Genomic DNA, 23396 nt, shown 5'->3' with positions numbered 1-23396 from the left:
GGAGCAGTCGTTCCCTCGCATCGGAGGACCGAGGCGCGTTGCATAGCGCCTTTATGCCGCCATTGCGATTTCACATCGGTTTCTACCGGCCGACTTTGCTCTGTAGAGTGCGGTGTCTGCCTCTTTCAGGGCTGCCTGGAGATCAGGAGCATGAGCGTTGGCGCTGGCAACGCCGAGGCTTACCGTTACCTTGATCTCTTGCCCATCGACCAAGAGGCTTCCGGCTTCGACTTGGCTGCGGATCTTCTCGGCCACATTGAAGGCATCCTGCCGGCGTGTGTACGGTAACAGGACAACGATCTCCTCGCCGCCATATCGTGCGGCAATATCGGTCTTGCGAATGGCGTCGCGGATGGTATCAGCCACCTTGGCAAGTACAGTGTCGCCGACTGAATGTCCCCATGTGTCGTTGATCTTCTTGAAATGATCGATGTCGAGCATGATGACGGAAAATGGGATGCGCTTCGAACCGGCTTCCTCGGCACAGCGGTCGGCGGCGCGTTGAAAGAAACGGCGGTTGGGCAACTTCGTCAGCGGATCGACGCTCGCTTCATTTTCCAACGCGCGTAGGATGCGGACCCGTTCCTTTTCCCGATGAAAAAGATCCGTCAGAAGCATCACGCCAGCGACATTCGCCAGCATCACGGGAAGAGCTGCCGTCTGGAATAGCTCGATCGCGACAGCCGACGGCAGAAAGGCCAGCACAACGAAAGAAGAGACCGTCGCCAGCCCGAGCAACAGGGACCGTCGCCATCCCGTCCCCAGCCACGAACGCGGCATGAGGGTGAATAGATAACCGGTCCCCGCGACAACCAGAATGCTCACAGTGCCGCCGATCGCGCCAATGCCTCCAATCAAGAGACGGTGGATTATCATCATCAGGGCAGCAATGATCATCCCGACCGGGCCGCCATAGATGGGGGACAGGATGAGGAGGATCGAGCGGGCATCATAGATCAGCCCCGGCATCATGACGACCGGATCATGCATCGAAATGACGCCGCCTGTGCCGAAGAGCAGACCAATAGCGGTGCCTTTAACGAGACTTCGATCTATGGTCCGTGCTATCCAGGAATAACCGTAGACGACAAGGGCCGCGACGCCGAGGATTCGGATGTACGCGACGAGCAGTCCATCAACTTCCATTAGCCCTAATGACCTTTGCCTCTTGATCCCATTTGCTCTGCAGAACGTAGACCAAGTTAGGGCGGAAGATTTGGAAATCATGTAGTCAGCGAATGTTCACCTGCGTGAAAAGGGAGCGCGCTCTAGGTCACGTCGCGGTCGAACGTCCGCGCGGTTGCGGTCCGGCATCATGGCGGCAGACACGATTTCGACCGGCTGACTTGGCCTCGTAGAGCGCCCTGTCAGCACTGGAATAAAGCGTGTCGAAGGAGCTGTCCGTTTGGTTTTGAACTGCGACGCCGATCGAGACCGTGATCTTGAAACTGCCCGCAGTCGACAGGACGAGTCGCTTTTCGATCTCACGCCTGATCTGTTCGCACACCTCCACCACCGCCTCTGGCTCCGTGGCGGTAAACAAGATCATGAACTCCTCACCGCCGACGCGGGCAAAGGTCATCTTGTGAGCTGCCTCGGCTGCTATGAACTCCTGGACGGACTGCGTCAGCGCTTTCAAAGCCGCATCACCTGCTGTGTGTCCGTAGGTATCGTTGACTCGCTTGAAATGATCGACATCGAGTACCGCAAGGGCAATTCCGGTGGGAGCAGCTTCCACCTCTCGAAATAGCGCATGGCCCATCTGGAATGCATGACGACGGTTGAACGCCCCCGTCAGTTCGTCTGTGACCGCCAGAAGATGCAATCTCTGCTGGATCATCTTCAAGTCCGTGATGTCCTGGAGAAGAAGCTGCACGACGGGGTTGCCCTCCCAAGGCAAAGCGCCTGCGATCAATTTGATCGTCCTTGTTGCACCCGCGGCGGTTCTGACCTCAGCCTCGGTCGGCTCGACACTGATCCGTCCGTCAAATGCCTCCTCCATCTGTTGGGCGGCTTCTTCCGCATGCGTGGTCAGGAAGTCGAGGAAGTGTTTGCCGACGACTTCACTTTGCGGCACTTGCAGGAGGCGTGCCGCCTCCTGGTTTCCGAAAATAATCCCCTGCCTAGTATGAATAAGCAGCCCCATCGGCATGAGGTCAAGCATCATGCCCATCCTCTCCTGGGTGTCGACGAGCGTCTGCTGGTAAGCTCGGCTGCTTCGAGTGCTTCGTGATCTTCATCCAAGAACATGGCTGGTCATTCATGCCTGCAACTGTTGGCGGACTATCTTTGAAGAGGCCGCGCAATCCGAATATCTATTAGATGATGAAAACATGAATAACTTAATTAGACGTTGCGCATCGACTCGGAGCGATAGACTAGATCCTTGCACGTCCCATGAACCAGCGTGAGCAGCTATGCCGAGGGACGACTTGATGGAACATTTGCGGCTTCTTGGAATTCGTACACGAACGGAGGAGCATCGATGCCAAAATCTTCTGACGAAAATATCTATACTATCACCGCGTTTCGCCATCGCTATGGTTTGCCGGCTCGGGAGGCGCGGCAGATTTTCGACAGCTTCGGCCCTAGACGCGCCGATCTAGACGCGTTCATGGCAGCCTACCTGAACCCAGCCGGGGTCGAGCACTGGGTAATGGATGTCAGCTCAATACGTTCAAGCCCGTGAGGGGCTGTGACATCGATCGACGGTTGATGGTGGAGCCGGTCTCCTCGCCGCGACGAGGTTAACCCTGCTACTGAGCATATGCGTACTTGGACCGGTAAAGACCGCCGCTGCAGGTTATGGCGGCATCATTTTAAGCCGGCGCGCTGAGCGCTTGATGACCGTCATGAGAATAGAGACTGCCGAGCAAGTCTTCCTGACCAACCAACAGCGAAATGCGCCGGCCATTTTCCGAAGCGCAATACCAATAGCGATGCGAACCTGCACAATGGGGTTGACCTTCGTCTTTGCGTTGCTGAGACGGCTGACGGGACGCTCATAGATCGGGCGAACAGGACCCTGCTCGTCATGATACATTACCGGTTGCACGCTAAGTCTTGATCCGCCTAAATACTGGTACATGTAGCGGTCGTGGATCCAGAACGCCCTCCCGCCCGTTTCCAGACAAATCGCCCAGTCGTTTTCTATCCTGAAGAGGGCTTTTTCGGTCTGCAGATCGTAAAGGCAGTTCCCGAACCTGAACATTTTCGCCTTTTGATCTTGGTAGTCGAAAATGAAGCTGCGATCGCTCATGACTTTTAATCTCTATGGGACCGCCGTTGCGGGGAGGCCATCTGGTCTTTACTTGGTCAGCCTTGTGTGAAGTATTCTTGCCCACGGTTGAGGTCCATGTGGCTGCCGATAACCGACCTTCAGTGCGAGTTTTGCCATGGCCGCTGAGAAATGATCTCCGGAACCGTTTAGGTATTATTGACCTTAGTAGGGAAATCAACCTGCCTTTACCGTCATACCCCTTATGGCAACGCCCTCTTTTTACGAGAATTAAAGCTCTTGCTTATCATCGTAACAAAGCAAATACGGGGGCTGCTTATGCTACGAGAATATCTGCGCGATAGGTCAGGCAACTTCGGGATTATGAGCGCTTTGATGCTCGTCCCGCTGATCGGAGTCGCGGGACTTGCCATCGACATCAGCGACGCGTTGGCGCTGAAGACTCGGCTTCAAGATGCAGCAGACGCCGCAGCGTTGGGCGCTGTGGCAGAAAGCTCGGTCGCGTTCAAAGAAGCGATGCTGATGACCGACGACGGCAATATCAGTGAGGCAGCCGAAGATGCAGAGAAGCTGTTTAGCGGGCAGCTGTCGGCGAAGACAGGCTTTGTGATCGACAGCACGCATGCGGAAGTCATACGCGAAAATAATCAGATCAAAGCTGTGTTTTCCTACAGCGCGAGCATGCCGACGACGTTGCTGAAGGTCATCGGCAAAAACCAGCTAAATATCAGCGGCACGGCGACAGCGGTCTTTCAGACGGAGACGTTTCGCGATTTCTATCTGCTTCTCGACAACACACCGTCGATGGGTGTCGGAGCGACGCCCGCCGACATCAATAAAATGGTTGCCAATACCTCAGACAAATGCGCGTTTGCATGCCACATCATCGACAAGGGCGTCGAAGATAAGAATAGCTACTACAATCTCGCTAAGAAGCTCGGCGTAACCATCCGCATCAACGTCGTGGCTCAAGCAACCGCTGCGCTCATGGACACTGCTATAAACGTCAGAAAGACCTCAAACCAGTTTCGTATGGCCGTCTATACGTTCGGACAAAAGGCAGAGGACACGAAGCTCCTGGAAATTTCCTCACTCACCGATGATTTGACGAAGGCAAAAAGCAACGCTGCGCTTATCGATCTGATGTCGATCCCATATCAGGGATACGACAACGACCAGCAGACCGACTTTGACCGCGCGCTTAAGGATATCGGCAACAAAATGGGCGCAGCGGGCACCGGCCTGACTGCCGGGAGCCCTGAGAAGATCGTGTTCTTCGTGTCGGACGGCGTCAACGACAGCAAGAAGGCGAGCGGCTGTATGAAAAAGCTGACGAGCAGCCGCTGTCAGCAGCCGATCGACATCAAGGCTTGCGACCAGCTGAAGAAGAAGGGCTATAAAATCGCGGTTCTTTACACGACGTACCTGCCTCTCCCGACGAACGGCTGGTACAATACGTGGATCAAACCTTTCCAGCATGAGATCGGCCCAATGATGCAAAACTGTGCCACCCCGGGCTACTTTTTCGAGGTGAGCCCTTCGCAAGGCATCAAAGAAGCCATGAACACGCTGTTCCTCAAGATCGTGAGCACGCCGCGTCTCGCAAGCTAGATTTGTCGCGCCCAATATCGCTTTGATCGTCAGCGGACAGTTGCATCGCGCGGCTTCGAAGACCGCGCCCGTGTTTACCCTAAAGGAAAAAAACTTCCGCAGGCTCGCTTACCGGCGGCAGGTCTGCCTATTCCTTCATCAACTGCGCGATCGTCATCCCCATGTCATCAGCGATCTGTGCGAACGGGGTCAAATGAGACATGTTCTTTTCCCGCCAGAACATAATTACTGCCAACAGGTCATCTCCTAGTTTCATATACATCCAACAAAAACCGAATTCTCGATCCGGGGGGCAGGCATAGGGATGTCCTTGATTTTTGTGGAGGTGGGTGATTCGGCGGAATGATGATGTCCCCGATAACGGGGCCTCGCCTGCCTCCTTCAGACTCAGTAACTCCATTGCGAACGCCATATCAGGACGATGGATGACTTCTATCCAGCTTACATGGGCTTTCTCCGCGGGCGGAACCATGGCATGCCGGCATAGCGGAACATCAACACCCGACGCACAGACCTTGTCGATCATCAACGTCAAATTGGATAATTGTAAGCCAGTCTCGCTGTTGGCCATTGACTGCAGTCGGTTTCGGATCTCGGCCTGAACATGGTCCGCCTGTCCCCCCGATAAATGAAAATCGTTCTTGCGGTCAGTGGTGCTAATGAGCAATCCGTGCACCAGAGGCACCTGCAAACGAGCGCCTCCAATTGTCGCAGAAATCCACATTACCTTCTTGGGGCCATGCTGATCTCCTGCAAGGGCGGGGATGGCCATCAGGAACCACAACAAAAACCCCGTTATGCTGGCTGCAATGTTTTGCATTGAATTGACCCTATCGAAAAGACCGTTTTGGCTTACCGCGACCGCCTTTGTCTACTATGGGCCAACTGATGCCTTTAGGCACGCATGAACCTCGGGCCAATCCAATGGCAGCAGCTCAGTATAGGGCTCTGGTGGTTCAATTCCGGCAACTGCCGGTCAAGGGATAGGATCATGATCCGCTTTCGCAACACCAGCTTGAAATTGAGCCGGGCGACAAAAAAATCGGGAACCGATCGGTGAATAAGGAGTTCGCCTCGCCTACGGAGTAGCGTCAGAACCGCTGATGTGTGTGGGTTAGGAAGGCGTAAGGTCCATGGGTTCTTATCGGGAGCAAGCGGAGAAGAATGTCGTTCTGTTGGTCGAAGATGACCCCCTTGTCAGCCGGTTGCGTCAATCATCGTTGAGGATGCCGGGCTTGAAGCCGTGGTGACAAACGGTTCTGACGAGGCAATCGCAGTTTTGGAATCCCGAAACGATATAGGAACGGTTTTCACCGACATAGACATACCGGGACAGTTCAACGGAGTCGGTCTGGCGAGGGCGATTCACGATCGCTGGCCGCAAATCCGCGTTATTGCGACGTCTGGACATGTCCGTCGAGTACAAGGCAAGCTTCCCTCGAATGTTATATTCCTCGCGAAACCGTATGGCATTGAGGATCTTGGTAAGCAGCTCCATGCGAAACCAGACATCGGTAGAGCGTTGAATGGCTAGGTCGGCTACCCTGAGGAGAGTCCAATGCATCATCCAGAGCCTGACGGCAAAGGGAATACGTCGTTCCAGCGCGAGGCGACAAATCGACGACCTCTATGAGGATCGCCACTGTGGAACACAATTAGCGCCACGCCTGCAATTTCATTCCGAAAATCGTCTAATACCTGTCGGCAGCGCGCGCTTTCTGGTTACCGTACGACCGCCCACGTTCACCGGGCAAAGCCGGGTGCTTCTACATGAGTAAAGCAGAGCCCTCACGAGAGGTCGCGAGGGCTTCTGCAACGCTTATTCTATGGAGCGTCTCTCCGTTTTCGCCGCAGATGATAATCGCCTTCAGCGTCAGGGGTTCGTCTTGTTGAAAATGCTCGGCTACAATCTCGTGCACGGCGATGGTGGCTTCGGTGACCGCTGTTTCCAATCCTTCGAATTCGATGCCATTGAGATCCCGTACCAGACCGGCATCATCATCAACATGTAGGTAAAATTTCACCCAACCAGCTCCGAAGGAAAATTTGCGTTTAAGGCGCTGAGCAGGGTCATCGTCTCATGCGCGCACGATCATAGGCCCGCAATCAGTACTCCGGCAACTCATCTCTTCGAAATAGGTCCAGTTGCTAATATGCCGTACCAGATCGTAATGTCCATGGAGGTTCCAAAAAGGGCCGCCTCTCCGGCACCGCGAGGGATCCCGCGTCAGGGCGGAGTTGCGAGGCAGGGATCATAAAACTGCAGTAATGACGTCCGCACGCCTATTTTCCCCTTAAACAGCGCGAATTAAAGTTTCACCTAGGATTAGCAGTGATAGAAAAACAATAGCCCCCGCTAAGCCGCGACGGCGAGCCAGAAGAACTTCATCTCTTAGCGAAACTGGGCAGCGCGGTTCCGATACGTCGATCCACGCCCAGTAAATGCCGGAAACCTGAATTCCGCATTCCCGAGCCGCGACGACATGTTTCGCGTTGATCCACTTGTGATACACTCCGTAGCCTGCGCTCGCGAGTAACAGAACAAACTTCACCACGGTCCATGCTTCGTCGATCATCGGCATCGCGCCAAATACTTTGCCTCGACCTCAAATAGACGGAGCCACCGGCCCGTCCTCTCCCTCGGTTCGTGGATGCAATCAATGCGGCGGCCAACCGCCGCATTGAAAGCCCGATCGCACAATTCTTCCGCGTCAGGCCACAAACCTGAAATCGTCGGCATGGAGGTTGCTCAGCATCACATTATGCAAAGTGATGGTGTTGTTCGCATCCAGTGCAATCACGGTATTGATACCCTCCTGCGACGCGGCTGCGAGAATAGCCTGGAAGTCAGTGATGGGGCTGTCGGCGATTTCGATCACATCATCGGTCCCCGCACCTGCAGTGAAGTCCTGAACCCAGTCGAAACCGAAATCGGATTTAAACACGAAGACATCGCTACCGTCGCCTCCGGTGAGGCTGTCATTGCCAGCCCCGCCCTCGAGCGTATCGCCCCCTTCATCCCCACTCAGGCTGTCGTCACCGATGCCACCCAGCAACGTATCATTGCCGCTGAAGCCCGTGAGGTCGTCGTTGCCTGCTCCGCCGTTGATGACGTCATTGCGATCGATGAATCCGAAGAGCGTGTCACCGGCTGACGTCGCTGATTGCTGCAGGTGCAAGGTTTGCAGATCATTGAGCGTCCAGACAGTTCCGTCGGCAACGTTGACTCGTTCGATGACGGTACTCGCAGAGTAGAGGCCGTTTGTGATCGTCACCGAGCCGGAAGTCCCGAAGTCGAGAACCATATCCCAGAAGCCGGCTGCGCCCCGCTCCACGGAGACTGAATTTGCACTGATACCAGCACCAAGTTGCAATATGTCGGTAGCTTCAGGATTGTCCCAGTCTTGGATTGTGTCGTGCCCGTCACCGAGGTTGAATATGTAGGTATCATCTCCCCAGTCGCCATTGAGGCTGTCGTTGCCAGAGCCGCCGGACAAAATCTCCTGCCGCCATGTTCCGGTGAGGCTGTCATTGCCAGACGTGCCCCGGATCCAGCCCACGTCGTTGATTTGCGCGAGGTTCCATGATGAGCCCCCGGCGAACTCGATCTTCTCAATGCCCCAATAGCCGCCATCCTGTTGGTTGAATTGGTTGTTGATAAAGATGGTTTGTCCGGTGGCAACTACCGTCATGATCAGGCTGACGCCGGAGCGCATGAACTCGACTTGTGTCAAATTGAGGTCGGTCAGCTGTAGAACGTCAACGGCGATGCTGTCGGAATCTTCATCGTTCAGGTAGTCGTTGCTGTCGCCGGACTCATAGGCATAGATGTCGCTGCCGCTGTTGCCAAAAAGCGAATCGGCGCCGACGCCGCCAATTAACCTGTCATTGCCTTCCTCACCGACCAGCGTGTCATCCCCAGCATCGCCCGACAGAGCGTCATTGCCACCGAGGCCATTTAAGGTGTCAGAACCCCCGCCACCCGTGATGACGTCGTGAGAATCTAGGAACCCATATATTTCATCGCCGCCGGAAGTAGACGCCTGCTTCAGGAACTGAACACGGAGATCGCTAAGATCCCAAACGATGCCGTTATTGAATTTAACCTCTTCAATGACAGAGCTGGCGGCGAAAAATCCGTTCTTGATGGTGATCGTACTGGAGGTGGCAAAGTTCAGGACAATGTCCCAAAAGCCCTCTGTGCCGCGCGTAACTAAGGTAGAGCCAGAATTGATCCCAGATCCCAGCCACAGCGTGTCGATCGACTCGGGATTGTCCCAGTCCTCGATGGTGTCGTGGCCGTCGCCGACGTTATAAAGATAACTGTCGGCTCCCCAGCCGCCTTGCAGGACATCGTTCCCTTGATGCCCGGCAATCACGTCGCTGGCCACCGTTCCATTGAGGACGTCGTTGCCCGTGCCGCCGACGATAGTGGGCGGTCGTGTCTGCGGAGCTCCGTTACCGAGCGCTACGATATTGGCGTGATTCCATATCACGCCGTTTGCGAATTCGATCTTCTCGATACCGCGGAACCCTTGGCCCGCAAACTGCTCCCAGACCTCGATGGTCTGGTTCGTCGGTAGGACTTTCACTAAAAGGGCATTACCATTTCGGACAAGGGAAATCTGCGAGGCGGTAACATCAGTGAACTTCAAAATATCGACATCAGAGGCGCGGTCGGCCCCGGACATAATAATGTCATTCCCGTCGCCGGATGAAAAAGTATAGCTGTCTGAGCCGACGGTTTCCATGAGGTAGTCGTCACCGCGACCGGAGATGATGACGTCGTCGCCGTCCGAGCCGGAAAGTACCTCTGCAGCCTCGGTTCCCCGAATAGGGCCAACAGGGGCAGAGAGAATGACTACACGGTCCCAGTATGTGCCATCGGAGAACTCGATACGCTCAAGGCCGGGTGAACCTGTCTGAGCCGCGAACTGATCGTAAACTTTTATTACTTCGCCTGTAGCGGCAATAGTTATCTCTAGGTCAGGACCGACCTTTGCCAACGACACACCTGCAGGACCTATGTTCGTAAACCGCAGGACATCGATGTCAGATGTCTGCAGATTGGCATCGTCGTCAATATTGTCATTTCCGTCTCCGAGAGAATAGACATAGGTGTCCGATCCGGCTCCACCCTTCAGCCAATCCGATCCCCCCTTGCCGTCGAGCAGATCGTCTCCTGTCGCACCGACGAGGCTTTCGTTTTCAATCGTCCCGCTCAACGTGAGTCCTGGTTCCTGGATCGCCATTATCGACGCTCGGTCCCACGCGGTGCCATCCGCGAAACTAATTACTTCAAGGCCGTGGAAACCAGTGGAACTTCTGAACTGATCGTCAATAGTAATCGAATGGCCATTAGCCTTGACCGTCAGCATCAAGTCATCGCCCTGACGTTGGGCCACAATTTGGTCCGCGGTGAGATCGGTAAAGCTCAGCCTATCTGTATCCGCTGCATCGTATCCGCTGTCATCAATAATGTCGGAGCCGTCTCCGTTGGCATAAATATAGGTATCGCTTCCTTGATCGCCGATGAGTTGGTCATTGCCTAGACCTCCCCGAAGGGTTTCATCGAACCAAATCCCCGTAAGGACGTCGGCATTTGCTGTGCCATTCATCGTCGGCACGAACCCCAGTTGCATAAGGTGCTGCCGATCCCAGACTGCCCCACCCGCAAATTGGATTGTTTCGAGCCCATAGGACATGCTGCTCGAATAGTATTGGTTGGTCAGGGTAATCGTCTGATTGGTCGACAAGACGGTTAGCACAAGGGCTATCCCCTGCCTTGCAGCCGTCACCTGACCGGCCGTCAAATTCGAAAGAATGAGCTTGTCGATCGCACCCAGATCGCTTCCGCCATCTCGGATCAGGTCGTTTCCGTCTCCCATCGCGTATAGGTAGATGTCGCTTCCACTATAGCCTTCGATGGTGTCGTCCCCTCGGCCGCCTTGGATAACGTCGTCCTCGTGGGAGCCTTCAATCTCGTCATTGTGGGGGGATCCCACGATCGGTCCCACAGGTATCGCCATTATGGTTGCCCTGTTCCAGACCGTCCCATCCAGGAACTCGATCCTCTCGAACCCCCAGTAACCGGTATCGGAGTACCATTGCTCATCGATTGTGATTGTGTGGCCCGTCGTGAGATCGGTCAGGACAAGATTTTCGCCCCGTCTCGAGGCGGAGACATCATCTGGATTAAGGTCAACCAGCCGAAGAGTATCTATTGACGTGGACTCATTTGCTTCGTCGTCAATAAAGTCAGACCCATCCCCCGAAGAGTAAATGTAGATGTCGCTGCCGCCGCCACCCAGTAATCGGTCGTTGCCTTTACCTCCGCTGAATAGTTCGCTTGCGCCACTTCCATAGATCGTATCCGCTCCGTCAGTGCCTTCGAAATCGATTTCCGGCTGGCCCGACCCAACGCTCAAAATTTCGTCTCTACCTAATGAAGTGCCATCGGAAAATAGGATCCTTTCCAGTCCCCAATAGCCATTTGGGAGAAACTGCTTTCGGACTGTGATTGTATCCTCGCTGCCGGCGATGGTAATCACCAACGCCTCGCCGACGCGCGTCAATGAGACATCTGAGGCTGTCAGATTTTCAAAGTGCAATACGTCGGTTTCAGAAGAAACGTTCACTCCGTCATTAATAATATCGCTGCCATCACCGTCTCTGTAGATGTAGACATCGCTGCCGAACATTCCTGAGAGAGAGTCGTTGCCTCCCTTGCCTCGCAGCACATCGCCTTCCCAAGTGCCTTCAAGTTGGTCCGCCTGAGCTGTACCGGCTATTTCACCGGACAAAACCTCGGTGATGTGTGTAATGACCTGTTGCGGGTTCCAAATTGTGCCATCGGAAAATTCTATGGATGGCAATGTGCCACCTTGATTGGTCGCCATTGCGCCAGTCAGCGTTATAGAGCCACCGTCTCCGGCGCCGGTCTCCGAGTCTAGGATTGTTATGATAAGGTCATTCCCCTGCTGGGTCAGCCTCACCTCACTGGCGAGCACATTGGTAAACTCGATCTTGTCTTGACCAGCATTAGCACCTCCTGCGTCTCGGATAGTGTCAGTGCCGTCTCCGCGACCGTATACGAATACGTCGTTCCCTGTTCCTCCGGTAAGAAGGTCGTCGCCCCGGTTTCCCTGCAGGCGATCGTTCCCGTCCTCACCGCGAATTTCGTCCTGCCCGTTCCGACCATAAACAATGTCATCGCCCCCGCCTGCATGAATGCGTTGAGCATCGTCCGATGAGAGATTTTGGTTTGCATCGCCCGCGTCGAGAGACCCGAAGGCGCGGCTACCGCTACCGCCGATGACATCACCGCCGGGTGTTCCTTCCCTTGCGCCGCCGTAACCGCTAATCGTAATTCCGAAGTCGCCTTGACGGAAGTTCCGGATGGCGACGTAGGGTGCACCCCAGTCCGGGTACTCCGGAATGAGAAAAATGTAGGGCTGACCCAGTTCATCAAGAATCGAAGATACGACAAGCTTAGGAACCCAATCATCTCCTAGGTCGTCGACTGAATATGAAGAGTTGATGTAAAACGTCCCTTCCGGGGAGGTGGCGACCGGCTCGTAAAACCCCGAGGCCCGTATCGCCTTAACCTCACCAGTATTGCTGTCGAAATTCTGTATTTTTATATCACCACGACCGTCACCGGAACTTTCATCTATTATATCAACGAAGGATAGTGATGCCGCTAGACTCAAAGAATAATTGGCATCGATACGATGAGATATTAGATATTGATCGTTACCGAAACCGCCAGCGAGAAGATCCCTCTCTCCATCATTCCAGTCTGGGTGGAATGAACGCAGGGACTGATCGTAAAAATCCACCGCGTCTCCGCCGACGAGAATGTCTGCCCCTCCTGAGCCATAAATCTTGTCCTGCCCGTCACCGCCCGCAAGCCGGTCTCGACCATCGAGCATTCCCTGCGAAATCTGCGAATCACCATGGATAATGTCGTTTTCGCTTCCCCCCTCAATCTTATCATCACCCCAATACCCGAACGCGACATCCTCGCCGCTGCCGCCCTTGATGATGTCGTTTCCACCTCCACCGACTAAAAGGTCCTTACCTCCATTCCCTTCGAGCGTGTTGATGCCTCTCTCTCCGTATTGAGGACTTAGAGAGTCCGCGATGATACGGTCATTGCCACTGCCGCCATTGAGAATGTCTCCATCCCCTCTGCCCCCAAAGATATACGAACCCTGCGCCCCGGCTCTCAGGACATCAATACCGTCGGAGCCGATAATCACCAACGGTCCTGAGGTTGGATCATCTGGAAGCTCACCAAACCCGATGTTGTCGATGTCGATAGTGATGTTTTCGAGTTCGCTACCGTCGCTTTTCCAGATCTTAAGTGCGATCGAGGATCCAGTGTTGATGAAGGACATACTGCCTTCTCCGCCCACCGGCCCTCCCACAATTATCTGAGCAGCGTTAGTAGAAGCCCCCCCCTTTTCGTCCTGCGCCCAACCCCAGCTATAAAACTCACTAAGGGGTACTCCCATGGCGGCAACCAGCTTCGCAGCCACGTTACCTCCGAACACCGAGTATTCGGTCTCACTTCCAAATTGCTTCATCTGTATTTTGGAGCCATCGACGGCACCTGCGTAGTACGCGAGGCCATCCAGTGCGGAAGGGATATCCGCGGGACTGATATTATCATATATGGCACCGGAGAGCGGGTTGCCATCTTTCAGGTATATGAATTGTACATCCTGTTGACCCAAGACGGCCTCGACCCTCTGTTCAAGGGAAAATGCCTCGTCAAAAGTTGACCAGACATACGTGGCCAGTGCTGAGGCTCCGATACCGAAGACCACGGCGCCGATAGACAAGGGCCCCGCAGCTACTAGAGCCGGCGCAATTTTGCCAGCCGCCCAGGAGATAGCGTACGCCACCCCGCCGGTACCTAGCGTGTCGAGCGCCAGCTTCGCTGAATTCACGTATAGAAAATCACCATCTACGTGAATATCGGCAACAAATTCTGACAGAGTTGCAACACCAACTGCCTTAGTCAGGAAGGTCAGAGGCGCAGGAAGAGGGTTTCCTTGAAAAATATCCTTTATAACGTCGTCAAGGGCGGAGACAAGATATTTCCGAATGCTATCTTCGCTGGGAGGATCTACTTTGAAGTACACTGGAATAGACGTCACTTTCCATATCTCCATTAAATGATTCTATTGATTATTTCTGCGAGCGCGATCAAAGAAAGCGCTGCCACGTTCAGAATTCCGAACCTGCGCCCGTTGGTAATTACTTGCCGCCTAAGCGACGCCGGACACCGAGGATCATCAATGTTGATTCGTGACCAGTGCATGCCCCAGACCCCTACACCGTTTTTTTCAGCTTCGGCTGCTTGCTGGGTGTTCACGTACAGCAGGTACAAGCCGATAACCAACCACCCAGCCACAACCAATGCCTGAACATACAGTCCGATCATAGCAACAAGCTCTCTGCCTTCGACCACCACGCAACTAAGACCGACTTGAGCGTCGGCTCTCATGAGTTGATTGTTAAACTCAACATTAAATAGAACTCTTCTGAATGGGCCTACATGCGACGATCAGCCACTTCACCCCGTTGATATCTGCACCCCACCGGACGCAGGAAAACAGCCGGAGCTACGGGCGGGAGACGAGCAACCTCCACCGCTTTATGTGAATGAACTTGATTCGGCTGACCCCCAGACGTTTCTTTGGCAGGTTGCTGGATAGCCGCGCTACACGCAAGTAAAAGTTTTGTACACCTTCGTAGCAGAGTTGGAGCGGTTAATACTTTTTACCCGCCGATACGGCGCCATGTGGTGGTGAGACGGGGTCCCGCGCCGCCGTTAGCTCCTACAGCGGTGTTTTCCATTTCGCTGCCGTCGCACCGCGCGGCTGCGGTCCTTCTCATGAAGTTGTTGATCCCCGTTACGGTTGGGCGAACGGCGACGTCTTCCGGTTCGGCTGGCCCCCATCTTTCGCGAAATAATCAGCGGCTTTGGCCTTCAGGTCAGCGTAGCATTTGTCGATTGCCCCCTTCACTCGATAGGTCTCCAGCTGCTTCATGGGAGGGATAGGCCATTCGGATTCGTTGCCTGCAAACTTGACGCTCATACTTATTCCGCTGCGGCGGGAATCCAGCAAATATGAGAGTGCTCCTAGAAGAGCGAATGCCTTGTCGTTCCCGATAACAGCCGGGTCGAGTGAGCCCGTCAGGTAGTTGGTACCCTCGGCCTTCAATTCGAAATTCAGGGGACCGGCAACGGTTACGAGATCTACATTGGTTTTCTCGCCGACGGGAAGTTCCCAATTTTCCGAATAAACCTGCAGCTGAGGCTCGATGTAGTTGAGGCCGGTTAGCACGTACATGAAATTCAGCCCCTTGTGCGTCCAAGTTCGGGTCCCGAACATGCAGCGAGGCTTTTCCTCTGGCCCTTCGCCACCGTCTGGCAGCACCTGCCAGACTCCCCAAACATCGCCCATAAAATACTGCGTCTGTCCGCTCGTCGCCGGCAGCGCACTCATCGTCAGCAGAAGGGCACCTGCTAATGTAGCGCCCTTAGCCATTGCCTTGCTCCGTTTTGCCCAGGACATCGGCTTTCATCCGCTCGAACTCGCCGTCGTTGATCGCCCCTGAGGCCCGCAGAGACGCGAGCTTCTCAATTCGCTCGACCGCTGATGCGCCGGCAGCCTGAGACGCCCCTGTCTGGCCATCGGTGGCCGATTGTGACCCGGTCGAATGCGAGGGGTCGAAGCGATTGGGGCCGGGGGTGGGTGCCAAGCAGCCGAAAACGATGAAGGCGATCACGCCGATACCCGGCAGCAGGCACAGCAGCACCAGCCATCCGCTCAGGTTAGCGTCGTGTAGGCGCCGGACGATGATCGCCAGCGAGGGGATGTAGTGGCCGATGACGATCAGGGCGGAAATGAGCGGCTGCGGTTCGCTGCCGCCGCTGATCGCGATGTCGATGATGAAGCCGGCAACAGCCAGACCCAGCAACGTCAGGTGATAGAACCAAAACTGCGAGCGCGATGAGCGGCCGGAGAAGACCGCATAGCGGCGAACAGCATCAAGATAGGCGGTCATATAGCTTCCTTCTGACTTTTGACTTGCTGACCGCTTCACGCGCTCGCGGCCGTGGGCGGAGTGATCGAATAGAAATATGTTGGATATATCCGATGGATAAAACAACCTCAAGATGGTGGCGATGCAGGCATGAAAGTGCGCGCACGTATCGCCTGGAACCTTCGAGCGTTGAGGACTGCTCGGCAGACAACCCAAGAGAACCTTGCGGTTGACGCCGGAGTTGATCGGACGACTATCAGCGGTCTTGAACGTGGCGATTTCAACGCCTCCGTGGATGTGATGGAGCGAATTGCCGAAGCGTTGATGGTTGATGTTGTCGATCTGTTTCGAGTGCCTCCACCCGACAGCAACGAGCCGGCTCCCTTGAAACCGGGTCGAAAGAGCAAAGCCGCCAAGCCGAACAAAGCCTGACAAAAAAGAAGCCGCGGGGTGAGCGCGGCTTGGTGAGTTCGATGGGATGACCACGGGCATCAATATTCGTCCTCCCGCATGATGGTGAGGACGCGTGTCGTAACGGTGCTGTCTGCAGGGTCGGGCGACTGGTAGCGAAGATCCGTGTCATAGTAGTCGATCTTCCAAAAATACCCTTCGTCGGCGATTACGACGCGACCGAAGTCATGCTCGCCGTAGGGATCGTTGGCAGCGGTGAAGGTATCAAAGCTGCGAACGGCCTGCAGAAGTTCAGCCTGTTGCGCCTCATCAAGCCGCTGTACTCCGCTCGTCAGCAGCACCCGCCCGCCGATGAGCGTCTTTCTCAAGGCATCGTTTAGTCTGCGAACATCATGGCTAGCGGAAGGTGTCGCTTCCGTCATGGTCTGCAAGCCTCCCTGCAAAGCGCTGGTGACGTGCATCATGGGCAAGATGGTAATCATCTCAGCCACTGTCACGCGGCCACGTAGCTGGGATGCAGCAGGGCGATTTCGGTGACGCCCCGTGTGAAGGTCGGCAGATCGGGCCAATCGCTCCACCGCAGGCGAAACCTGTCTTCCCCTGCTTGCTCGATCACGATCGCGTCGAACCAGCCCTCCTCGGGATCATCGGTCGCCAGCACAAGGTCGCCGACTGCGATCTTCGACCAGTCCTCCGGTTTGCGCGGTGGCACCTCTCCCTTGCTTGCCTTGGCATAACCTTCACCAGCAGACCCTGCCGCTGTTGCAACGGCTTCCACACGGGCAGCAGCGGCGGCGAGGTAGTCGTCGTCCAGGTAGGTGGCGAGTTGATCGTAGACGGTGCGCTTGACGAAAGGCACGAATGCCTTGCCGCTGCCGAAGAGCTTCCCACGTGGAAGCGCCTTCGCGATCGCAGCCAATTCTTCGTTGCTGACTTCGATAATGGCCATGTCCATGAGGTCGGCAGCTACGGCGGCGGCATCGCCATCATCTTCGCCAAACCAGGACGCATGAGGCCGCCCCTGATCATCAAGTCCGACGAGGAGCACGTTCGGGTTGCCGGGCGGTTCTACCTTCGGGGCCGGTGTAGATTTCGACTTCTCGACCTTCACGTTTGGTCGGGGGCCACTGATGATCGAAACGTGGGGTAACGAAACGTTGCGGGAATTCTGCACCGTGGGTGCTGTCGAAAACGTATTCATGGACGTGCTCCTGAAACGACGAAGAGCGCCACAAAGGGCGCTCAGGTTGAAAGGCATTGTCGGCCGTGGGCCGGTTTAGTTCAGAATACGCTACAACGGCACAGCACGACGAAACATCGCCAATATATCGGATTTAGTCATATTTGTCAATATCTTAGCAGTTTGTCCCGATTTGCAGTCCACCATTGACTTTGATTTTGAACCAGAGAATTCCTGACGAGTGGCGGCGTTTGCCGCCACTCTTCGCCGGCTACGCCCGATCACCGAATGCAAGACGCGCGAGATCCGCCACGCTCACTCGCAAAAAGCGCTTGTTGAGACGCCGATCTTGGAAATACGGGGTAGAGCCATGTGCAACGCTGATCCCCGTCGTACACAAAGCTTCCATGACCAGTGCCTCAGGCGCTCCCGCGAACCGCTCTACTTCGCCCTTCCGAATCATAACCCATGGCTGACCGTCCCATGTTTTCACGAATGCAGGCATGCTGCTGATCGCGTCTTTCCTGTTTGCGACCGGAATTGTCCCCGCGCCACAGCGTGCCAGGATAGAAATCGCATGTTGTTGAGCCGTTTTACCGCCTCGACCTGACTGTTGCTTCGCTGACCTGTCTGCCTGATAGAGCCGATTGAGAACCTCAAATGGAAGTTCATCATCCCACGCGACAATTCCTGCGCGGATTATCTCATCACCAGCTGCGGCCAACTGGGCAAACTTGACCGCAGACCTGCGATCCAGGCTGTCACCGCCTTCCCCCGCCATCTGACGTGCGTATGATGAGACGCTTTCTGCATAGCGTATCTTGACTTCATCCTGCTTGGCTACGACCCATCTAATCCAATTGAGATAGCTATGCCCGGAGTATGTGGCGATCAGCGCGTCCAGCTTGGTCAACATAGCCACACGTTCATCTAACGTCATCGATGAGGGCCAGATACCACCTTCGTCACGCGATGGAACCGGCAGGATCAAAAGCCGCGCATCTTGCCCTGTTCGTTTGCGTCTCGCGTTGATGGTATCGGGGTCTTTTTCGCCGGTGATGACGGCTGTCGTCCGCCAGCGAAGATTTGGGAAGTTCGACCCCTCCGAGCGATTCTTACCGCGGCCATTCGCGGCCATGTAAATGAAGGTCGAAAATGCCTTCTCGAGTGCAGCGTCATCGAGAGAGCTAAGTTCATCGAACACTGCTACATTGTCGGAGTAATACTTCAGCTTCTCCTCGAAAGCTCGCTGCGTCGAGTCGAACGACTGTAGTTCCCGGTCGGCAGGCGGCCGCGTGATCGCATTCATTAGAGAACCAAGAGATGTCTTTCCGGTGGTCGAGTCGCCCCAAATATAGACGACCGGACGCTCCGGGGGCTGGGCAAGTCCCAACAGCGGCTGGGCGAACGCGATCATCACTGCAGCTGCAAGAAGATCACTTTGACTAGCCGCATCATCGATAAAGTCGATGAGATCATCATTCTTCTTGGATGGATAAGGAACATGTGTTTCCCTCAGATTCTGGTGCAAACGGAAGGAGGAAATTTCTCCCGTGCGGAACACCCTTCCGTCAAAGACGAAGTCCCGTCCATGCCAGCCACTTTTCGAGACCACCGTGGCAGGATTGAAAATGACGTTCTTGACGGCCGCTTTGTGAGCCTGCTTGATGCGGTCCGTCTCGAAAGTATTTAAGCCTGCCTGTACCAGCTCATCAGCCACTATTCCCGCGTTGGTAGCATGCTTGTTCAGTAGCCAGACTGTCACGGCGGTGTCGTTCCCCGCCTTTGCCCGGACGGTCATATGCCTTTGAGAACTACCCTCGACTACCGCGCCAGATCGCATTTCGATTACGAGTCTCTTCGTCATTTCGGTTTCCTTATTTGCTTACTTGCTTACTTGCAAAATCACGATTTTGGGCAACTGGCAGCGCAGGAGCCTCCTGCGCTGCAGCTTCATCACCCGCATTTCAACAGGGGTAGTTCGAGAGGCTAACGGCCTTCCCGAAGGCTTAATCTTAGGAGTTCTTCCACAATTGGCTGCATTTCGCGCATTGGGAAATCATTGAGCAGGTGGTCCGCCGGGCCATGACCAATAAGCAACTCATCAGCGCGGTGAGCAGCCATCCAAGCCAACCATTCAGCGTAGCCGTCGCCCTTGAGAGGGTTAGGTCGAGCGCTGATAAGACGACCGTTCCGGCCTAAGATTTGTTGGCGGATGTTGGGCTCGACCTTAGAGAGATAGCTCAGGACGACGAGCATCTCAGCCCGAGTAGATACTCGCGATAGATGTATCGGACGAAGCGCGCCGGACTTCGCAGTGAGGCGCGATCGGAATGCTGTCCGAATGGCCTCTTCAGAAGCGCCGTCGATGAGGATGTGGAAATGAGGTTCAAATGCCAGACCGTCATCAGCTGTTGGCGTCGCTGAGATCTCTAGACTGCCAAAAGCCCACATGTCCGGATAGGTGCGTTCAAGGTCATGAAACGTGGTTATTGCGCGCAATATGCAGCGGTTCAAATTGAACAACCGCAGCTTACCGGCTTCACGTCGATAACCGGTGTCCACGAGGGTGAGGTGGTAGAGGTTGGAAAAATCTGACTGGAGGGACGCGCTCAATTCGCCAAGTATCCAAGCTCTAACTCGGAACTGTTCGAAAGCGCATCCAGCACTAGAGCCGCCGTACGTAGCTCTGTTCCATGACGATTCCAGGGTTTCGCGGCCCAGACCCGATCTAACGGTCTCAAGTATCTGAACACGGCGTTGTTGAGAGCTGGCTATGCCGTCAACAGAGAAGGTATTGCCCGGGTGGATCGCCTTGAAGTATCGGCGGATCTCGAACTCGTTGTCGTAGAGAAACCTTTCGAGGCCGGTTCGGATGATGGTTGGCTTATTCGTAGACATAGGGACTCCGTGAGCATGAGTTCGCAATCGGAGGCCACTAGCTCTCCGGCGAAAAGGTTGAAGATGAAGAAGAGTGTTGGTTCGGCTAAGCGGTCAGGCGCCCATTGCTAAATCGCAGAAGATCACCCAGACCGCACCGCTTGCCGATTTAGTCAGACCAGCCTTAGGGCTGACCCTGCTCGATTTGAGCGAGCAGAGCATGGATGTCTTCGGCTCGCCATACGGTGACCCGTGCCGATATTTTACGGGGCCGCGGAAATTTGCCCGACTTCACGCCGGCCCAGAACCCTGAGCGGCTGATGGGCAGGGGGCCGTGAGGGCCGAGGATTTGCTTTAGGCGAACGAAGCCGGTCTTCGGGAATGGGCGCTGGGCGTCCGGCGTATCGCCGCTTAGCGCTAGTTCGGGAAAGTGATGTGTCACCGCTATCTCCTTAGTGCGTTTTGATCACGAGGAGAAAAATGTAGGAAAATGCGAGCAGCCGGAAGTCCGGTGACCAAACGGAGTGGTCCGGTTAGCGAGCGGATCTAGAAGATTTAAACTGTTGTTCTTTCTTAAAGTTTCGACGCAAAAAGTCGATCTCTCGGGGGTCTAAAAATGAGGTTTCGAAGGGCATTTGCGAAGCAAATCTCAACGCTTTGGCGTTGTCCTTTTCAATCCCTTTAATACCAAGCTTGGATAGGTAATTGTCGCAAAAGAAGCGGGCGCGACCAAGCCAGACATCAAATACGCCGATAAAGTCGGTTGCTTTTATCTCACCATCCAAGATTTTATCGAGGAGCACCTGATCGCCGACCTTGATTGTCGACGCTGCGTACAGCAACGCAATCGTCGACTTGTTTTTAGCCCATTTGTTATAAAAGACCGTCCGCTCGACCAAATCGTCATCCTTATAACTGCTGATCACCGTGATAATCATGGTCAGGCTAGGCCGATGGTAAACACCGAGATCATTAAGGTGATCAAGAGAATAATGTAGAAGCTCGCATGCTTTAACCAGTGTCCTCAGTGACTTACGTTCAGAAGAAACGAGGCTTTCCAGCGTAATTCGATCGGGGGTCACTCGGAACCCTGAATGCGCGCTCATTTCGTAGTATACGTCTCGCATGAAGTCCGGGCCAATACAGACGTATGCGTTTACCAATTCAAGACCAACATCATAATTTTCGTAAATCTCTGAGCTGTCCTCGATTTCCGCCATATAATCAAGAACTGCGTGGGACATAAGGATTTGTTCGACGGTTTCGTCAGACGGCGAAATCACCCCATCCGCAAAACCCTAGAAACAACACTTCCACTATACCCCGATAAGACGGATCGGCCGCTGAGATTATCGGAGCTGCCTTATCAGCTCGAAAGGTCTTGCCAAGAGCTATCGAGGCGAAACTTGGCTGCCCTTCGGGCTTGCGTTGCGAACAGTAGCGGTTGGTCAGCGACCTCACGGCTTGAACGGCTTCACTCAATTCTTTCGATCCAAGGATGTCACGTACGTCGGTCATTCGCCCGATATCTCCCGGCGCCTTTCTAGAAGATCACCACGACGATAGGCTGTTTCGGCATTGTTTTCGATAGGCAATGGTCAACTCAGGACTTCAGAAGCTGGTCAATATGTTCATCCCAAGTCAGCAATGCCGTCTCGATGCGGCTATCAAGATTGGGACGACTGTAATGCTTGATGAGTGTTCTTGTATCCTTTCCTCCCCGCTGATGACCGACCACGGCTGCGATCGTGTCAAGTGGAACGCCGAGCTCATCTAGGCCCGAGACAACCGTTCGCCTGAGATCGTGGGTCGTAAAATGCCGAATCGGGCGTTTTCGGTGGTTCAGTGCGAGACCTATATCGTCAGATCTAAGTTTCCGGCTTTTATCCAGTATGCGGAACAGCGGACCCTTCGGTTCTGACTCAAGACGACCTTCCACTATCGCCCGAGCCCGTCCTACAAATGGTCGGGTATAGGGCTTTTTATTTTTCGAACGCTCTTCAGGGAGGGTCCAAAGTAGGCGCCCTTCCTCAAACCAAATTTCGGATGCCTCGATTCCTGCGATTTCGCCCACGCGGGCGCCGGTCAGAAGCTGCAGCTTCAAAACCGTAATGGTATCCGGCGGCATGTTGTCTGCACCATTCTCTAGCCAAAGCCAAAATTTCTTGATCTCGTCGTTGCTCAAGACCCGGTCCCGTGGCGCACCAGCGCCGTAGGAGGGTAGCCCTTGAACCGGGTTCGTCTCCACATATCCCTTAGCAACGCCCCATCGGAACATCGCATCAATAACCTGTCGACGTTTCTCAGCCTCCCTTGGAAACTCCCCTGCCACTGGATCCAGAAGAGAAGAAATGTCTCGCCGAGTTAATGATTGCGCCGGGCTGGACAACTTCGCTGCGAGTGCACGCTTGAGACGCCTGCGGATTTCTTCCGCCGTTCGTAGCGCTCCTCCCTTTCGGTTGGGATTAGCGATGTCCTTACAATAGCTATCGATCAAGGCAGAAGTTATGGTGAGGTTTTCACGTGCCTCCCGGCTAGCACGCTCTTCAGCAATAAGGTTGGTTCCTAGCCTTGCTGCTTTTACGATCGCCGCTGCTCGTTCTCTTGCGCCCGCTAGGTCAAGCCCATTTCGCCCCTCATGGTCACATCGACCCAAAGAGGTACTGAGAAGCTTTCCGTATTTGATCCGGACCGTGACATTCCACGTGAGTTTCCCATCTGGCGCAACACGCAAACGGAGTCCGTCTTGCTTAGCATCGCCCACATAGTAAGCCGTTGCTGCCGGCTTTAGGCCGGCGATCATTAATGCTGTGAGAGCCTTCTTCATAGTTTCTCCATAGGCCATGGCTCACTGTAGCAACTTCGTAGCAACAAATCGACCGGATTTCATTGGACCACTAAGGTTGAAGAGGGATTAGCCCTTGCCCATGCGCTCCAGTAACCTACTGACTTATATATAATGTTTCGAGACATCTTGGACTACCATGTTCCTTTAAGACATTTGACCCAAAG

At 54.6% G+C, this 23396-nt stretch carries 20 protein-coding genes; 3 read left to right on the top strand and 17 right to left on the bottom strand.

From position 1 onward, the window contains the following. Positions 1-51: 51 nt before the first annotated feature. Both EDE09_RS01080 and EDE09_RS01075 read right to left on the bottom strand, forming a co-directional pair. On the bottom strand, positions 52-1146 hold the full coding sequence (locus tag EDE09_RS01080; RefSeq protein ID WP_132408412.1) for a diguanylate cyclase: 1095 nt from the start codon (positions 1144-1146) through the stop codon (positions 52-54). A 127-nt stretch (positions 1147-1273) separates the two neighbouring features. Further along, complete coding sequence (locus EDE09_RS01075) at positions 1274-2167, bottom strand: sensor domain-containing diguanylate cyclase (RefSeq protein ID WP_165924086.1); 894 nt, start codon at positions 2165-2167, stop codon at positions 1274-1276. Positions 2168-2485: 318 nt separating this feature from the next. Here EDE09_RS01075 and EDE09_RS01070 point away from each other — a divergent pair, with 318 nt between their 5' ends. Further along, complete coding sequence (locus tag EDE09_RS01070) at positions 2486-2689, top strand: hypothetical protein (protein ID WP_132408408.1); 204 nt, start codon at positions 2486-2488, stop codon at positions 2687-2689. Between the two features lie 114 nt (positions 2690-2803). Here EDE09_RS01070 and EDE09_RS01065 read toward each other — a convergent pair whose 3' ends face one another. Further along, positions 2804-3259, bottom strand: coding sequence for a hypothetical protein (locus tag EDE09_RS01065; protein ID WP_132408406.1), 456 nt, complete (start codon positions 3257-3259; stop codon positions 2804-2806). Between the two features lie 297 nt (positions 3260-3556). On the opposite strand from EDE09_RS01065, the gene EDE09_RS01060 reads away from it, so the two are divergent. Continuing rightward, the gene (locus EDE09_RS01060) at positions 3557-4849 is read left to right on the top strand and encodes a pilus assembly protein TadG-related protein (RefSeq protein ID WP_132408896.1); all 1293 of its coding nucleotides are present in this window, start codon (positions 3557-3559) and stop codon (positions 4847-4849) included. Between the two features lie 127 nt (positions 4850-4976). Here the strand turns inward: EDE09_RS01060 and EDE09_RS01055 are convergent, their stop codons facing one another. From EDE09_RS01055 to EDE09_RS01025, 6 genes are all read right to left on the bottom strand, one after another. Continuing rightward, the gene (locus tag EDE09_RS01055) at positions 4977-5669 is read right to left on the bottom strand and encodes a hypothetical protein (RefSeq protein WP_132408404.1); all 693 of its coding nucleotides are present in this window, start codon (positions 5667-5669) and stop codon (positions 4977-4979) included. Positions 5670-6615: 946 nt separating this feature from the next. Further along, the gene (locus EDE09_RS01045; RefSeq protein WP_132408402.1) at positions 6616-6873 is read right to left on the bottom strand and encodes a hypothetical protein; all 258 of its coding nucleotides are present in this window, start codon (positions 6871-6873) and stop codon (positions 6616-6618) included. A gap of 687 nt (positions 6874-7560) precedes the next feature. Continuing rightward, on the bottom strand, positions 7561-14016 hold the full coding sequence (locus tag EDE09_RS28420; protein ID WP_132408400.1) for a calcium-binding protein: 6456 nt from the start codon (positions 14014-14016) through the stop codon (positions 7561-7563). 14 nt (positions 14017-14030) lie between these two features. Continuing rightward, positions 14031-14303: a hypothetical protein gene (locus EDE09_RS01035; protein WP_132408398.1), complete on the bottom strand. Its 273-nt coding sequence runs from the start codon at positions 14301-14303 to the stop codon at positions 14031-14033. Between the two features lie 472 nt (positions 14304-14775). After that, positions 14776-15441: a hypothetical protein gene (locus EDE09_RS01030; protein ID WP_132408397.1), complete on the bottom strand. Its 666-nt coding sequence runs from the start codon at positions 15439-15441 to the stop codon at positions 14776-14778. Further along, positions 15407-15934, bottom strand: a complete 528-nt coding sequence (locus EDE09_RS01025) for a DUF805 domain-containing protein (protein ID WP_132408395.1) — start codon at positions 15932-15934, stop codon at positions 15407-15409. Before EDE09_RS01025 ends, EDE09_RS01030 begins: the two co-directional genes overlap by 35 nt. 129 nt (positions 15935-16063) lie before the next feature. On the opposite strand from EDE09_RS01025, the gene EDE09_RS01020 reads away from it, so the two are divergent. Next, positions 16064-16345: a helix-turn-helix transcriptional regulator gene (locus tag EDE09_RS01020; RefSeq protein ID WP_132408393.1), complete on the top strand. Its 282-nt coding sequence runs from the start codon at positions 16064-16066 to the stop codon at positions 16343-16345. Positions 16346-16404: 59 nt separating this feature from the next. Here the strand turns inward: EDE09_RS01020 and EDE09_RS01015 are convergent, their stop codons facing one another. The 8 genes from EDE09_RS01015 to EDE09_RS00980 form a co-directional block, all read right to left on the bottom strand. Next, a complete protein-coding gene (locus tag EDE09_RS01015) occupies positions 16405-16746 on the bottom strand; it encodes a DUF3768 domain-containing protein (protein ID WP_132408391.1) in 342 nt (113 codons plus the stop codon). Positions 16747-16817: 71 nt separating this feature from the next. After that, the gene (locus EDE09_RS01010) at positions 16818-17525 is read right to left on the bottom strand and encodes a hypothetical protein (RefSeq protein ID WP_132408389.1); all 708 of its coding nucleotides are present in this window, start codon (positions 17523-17525) and stop codon (positions 16818-16820) included. Between the two features lie 250 nt (positions 17526-17775). Further along, complete coding sequence (locus EDE09_RS01005) at positions 17776-19371, bottom strand: DUF927 domain-containing protein (protein WP_132408387.1); 1596 nt, start codon at positions 19369-19371, stop codon at positions 17776-17778. Between the two features lie 122 nt (positions 19372-19493). Beyond that, on the bottom strand, positions 19494-20405 hold the full coding sequence (locus tag EDE09_RS01000; protein ID WP_132408385.1) for a hypothetical protein: 912 nt from the start codon (positions 20403-20405) through the stop codon (positions 19494-19496). Between the two features lie 163 nt (positions 20406-20568). Beyond that, a complete protein-coding gene (locus tag EDE09_RS00995) occupies positions 20569-20826 on the bottom strand; it encodes an AlpA family phage regulatory protein (RefSeq protein WP_132408383.1) in 258 nt (85 codons plus the stop codon). Between the two features lie 91 nt (positions 20827-20917). Then, the gene (locus tag EDE09_RS00990) at positions 20918-21628 is read right to left on the bottom strand and encodes a hypothetical protein (protein ID WP_132408381.1); all 711 of its coding nucleotides are present in this window, start codon (positions 21626-21628) and stop codon (positions 20918-20920) included. Between the two features lie 22 nt (positions 21629-21650). Next, entirely contained in the window at positions 21651-21902 is a 252-nt protein-coding gene (locus EDE09_RS00985; RefSeq protein WP_132408379.1) for a hypothetical protein, read from the bottom strand. A gap of 85 nt (positions 21903-21987) precedes the next feature. Further along, positions 21988-23211, bottom strand: a complete 1224-nt coding sequence (locus tag EDE09_RS00980) for a tyrosine-type recombinase/integrase (RefSeq protein ID WP_165924084.1) — start codon at positions 23209-23211, stop codon at positions 21988-21990. Between the last annotated feature and the right edge of the window lie 185 nt (positions 23212-23396).

It is taken from the genome of Neorhizobium sp. S3-V5DH (assembly GCF_004343065.1).
Lineage (GTDB): Bacteria > Pseudomonadota > Alphaproteobacteria > Rhizobiales > Rhizobiaceae > Neorhizobium > Neorhizobium huautlense.
The sequence above is the reverse complement of the archived record's forward strand: the minus strand, read 5'-3'. Positions and strand labels throughout refer to the sequence as shown.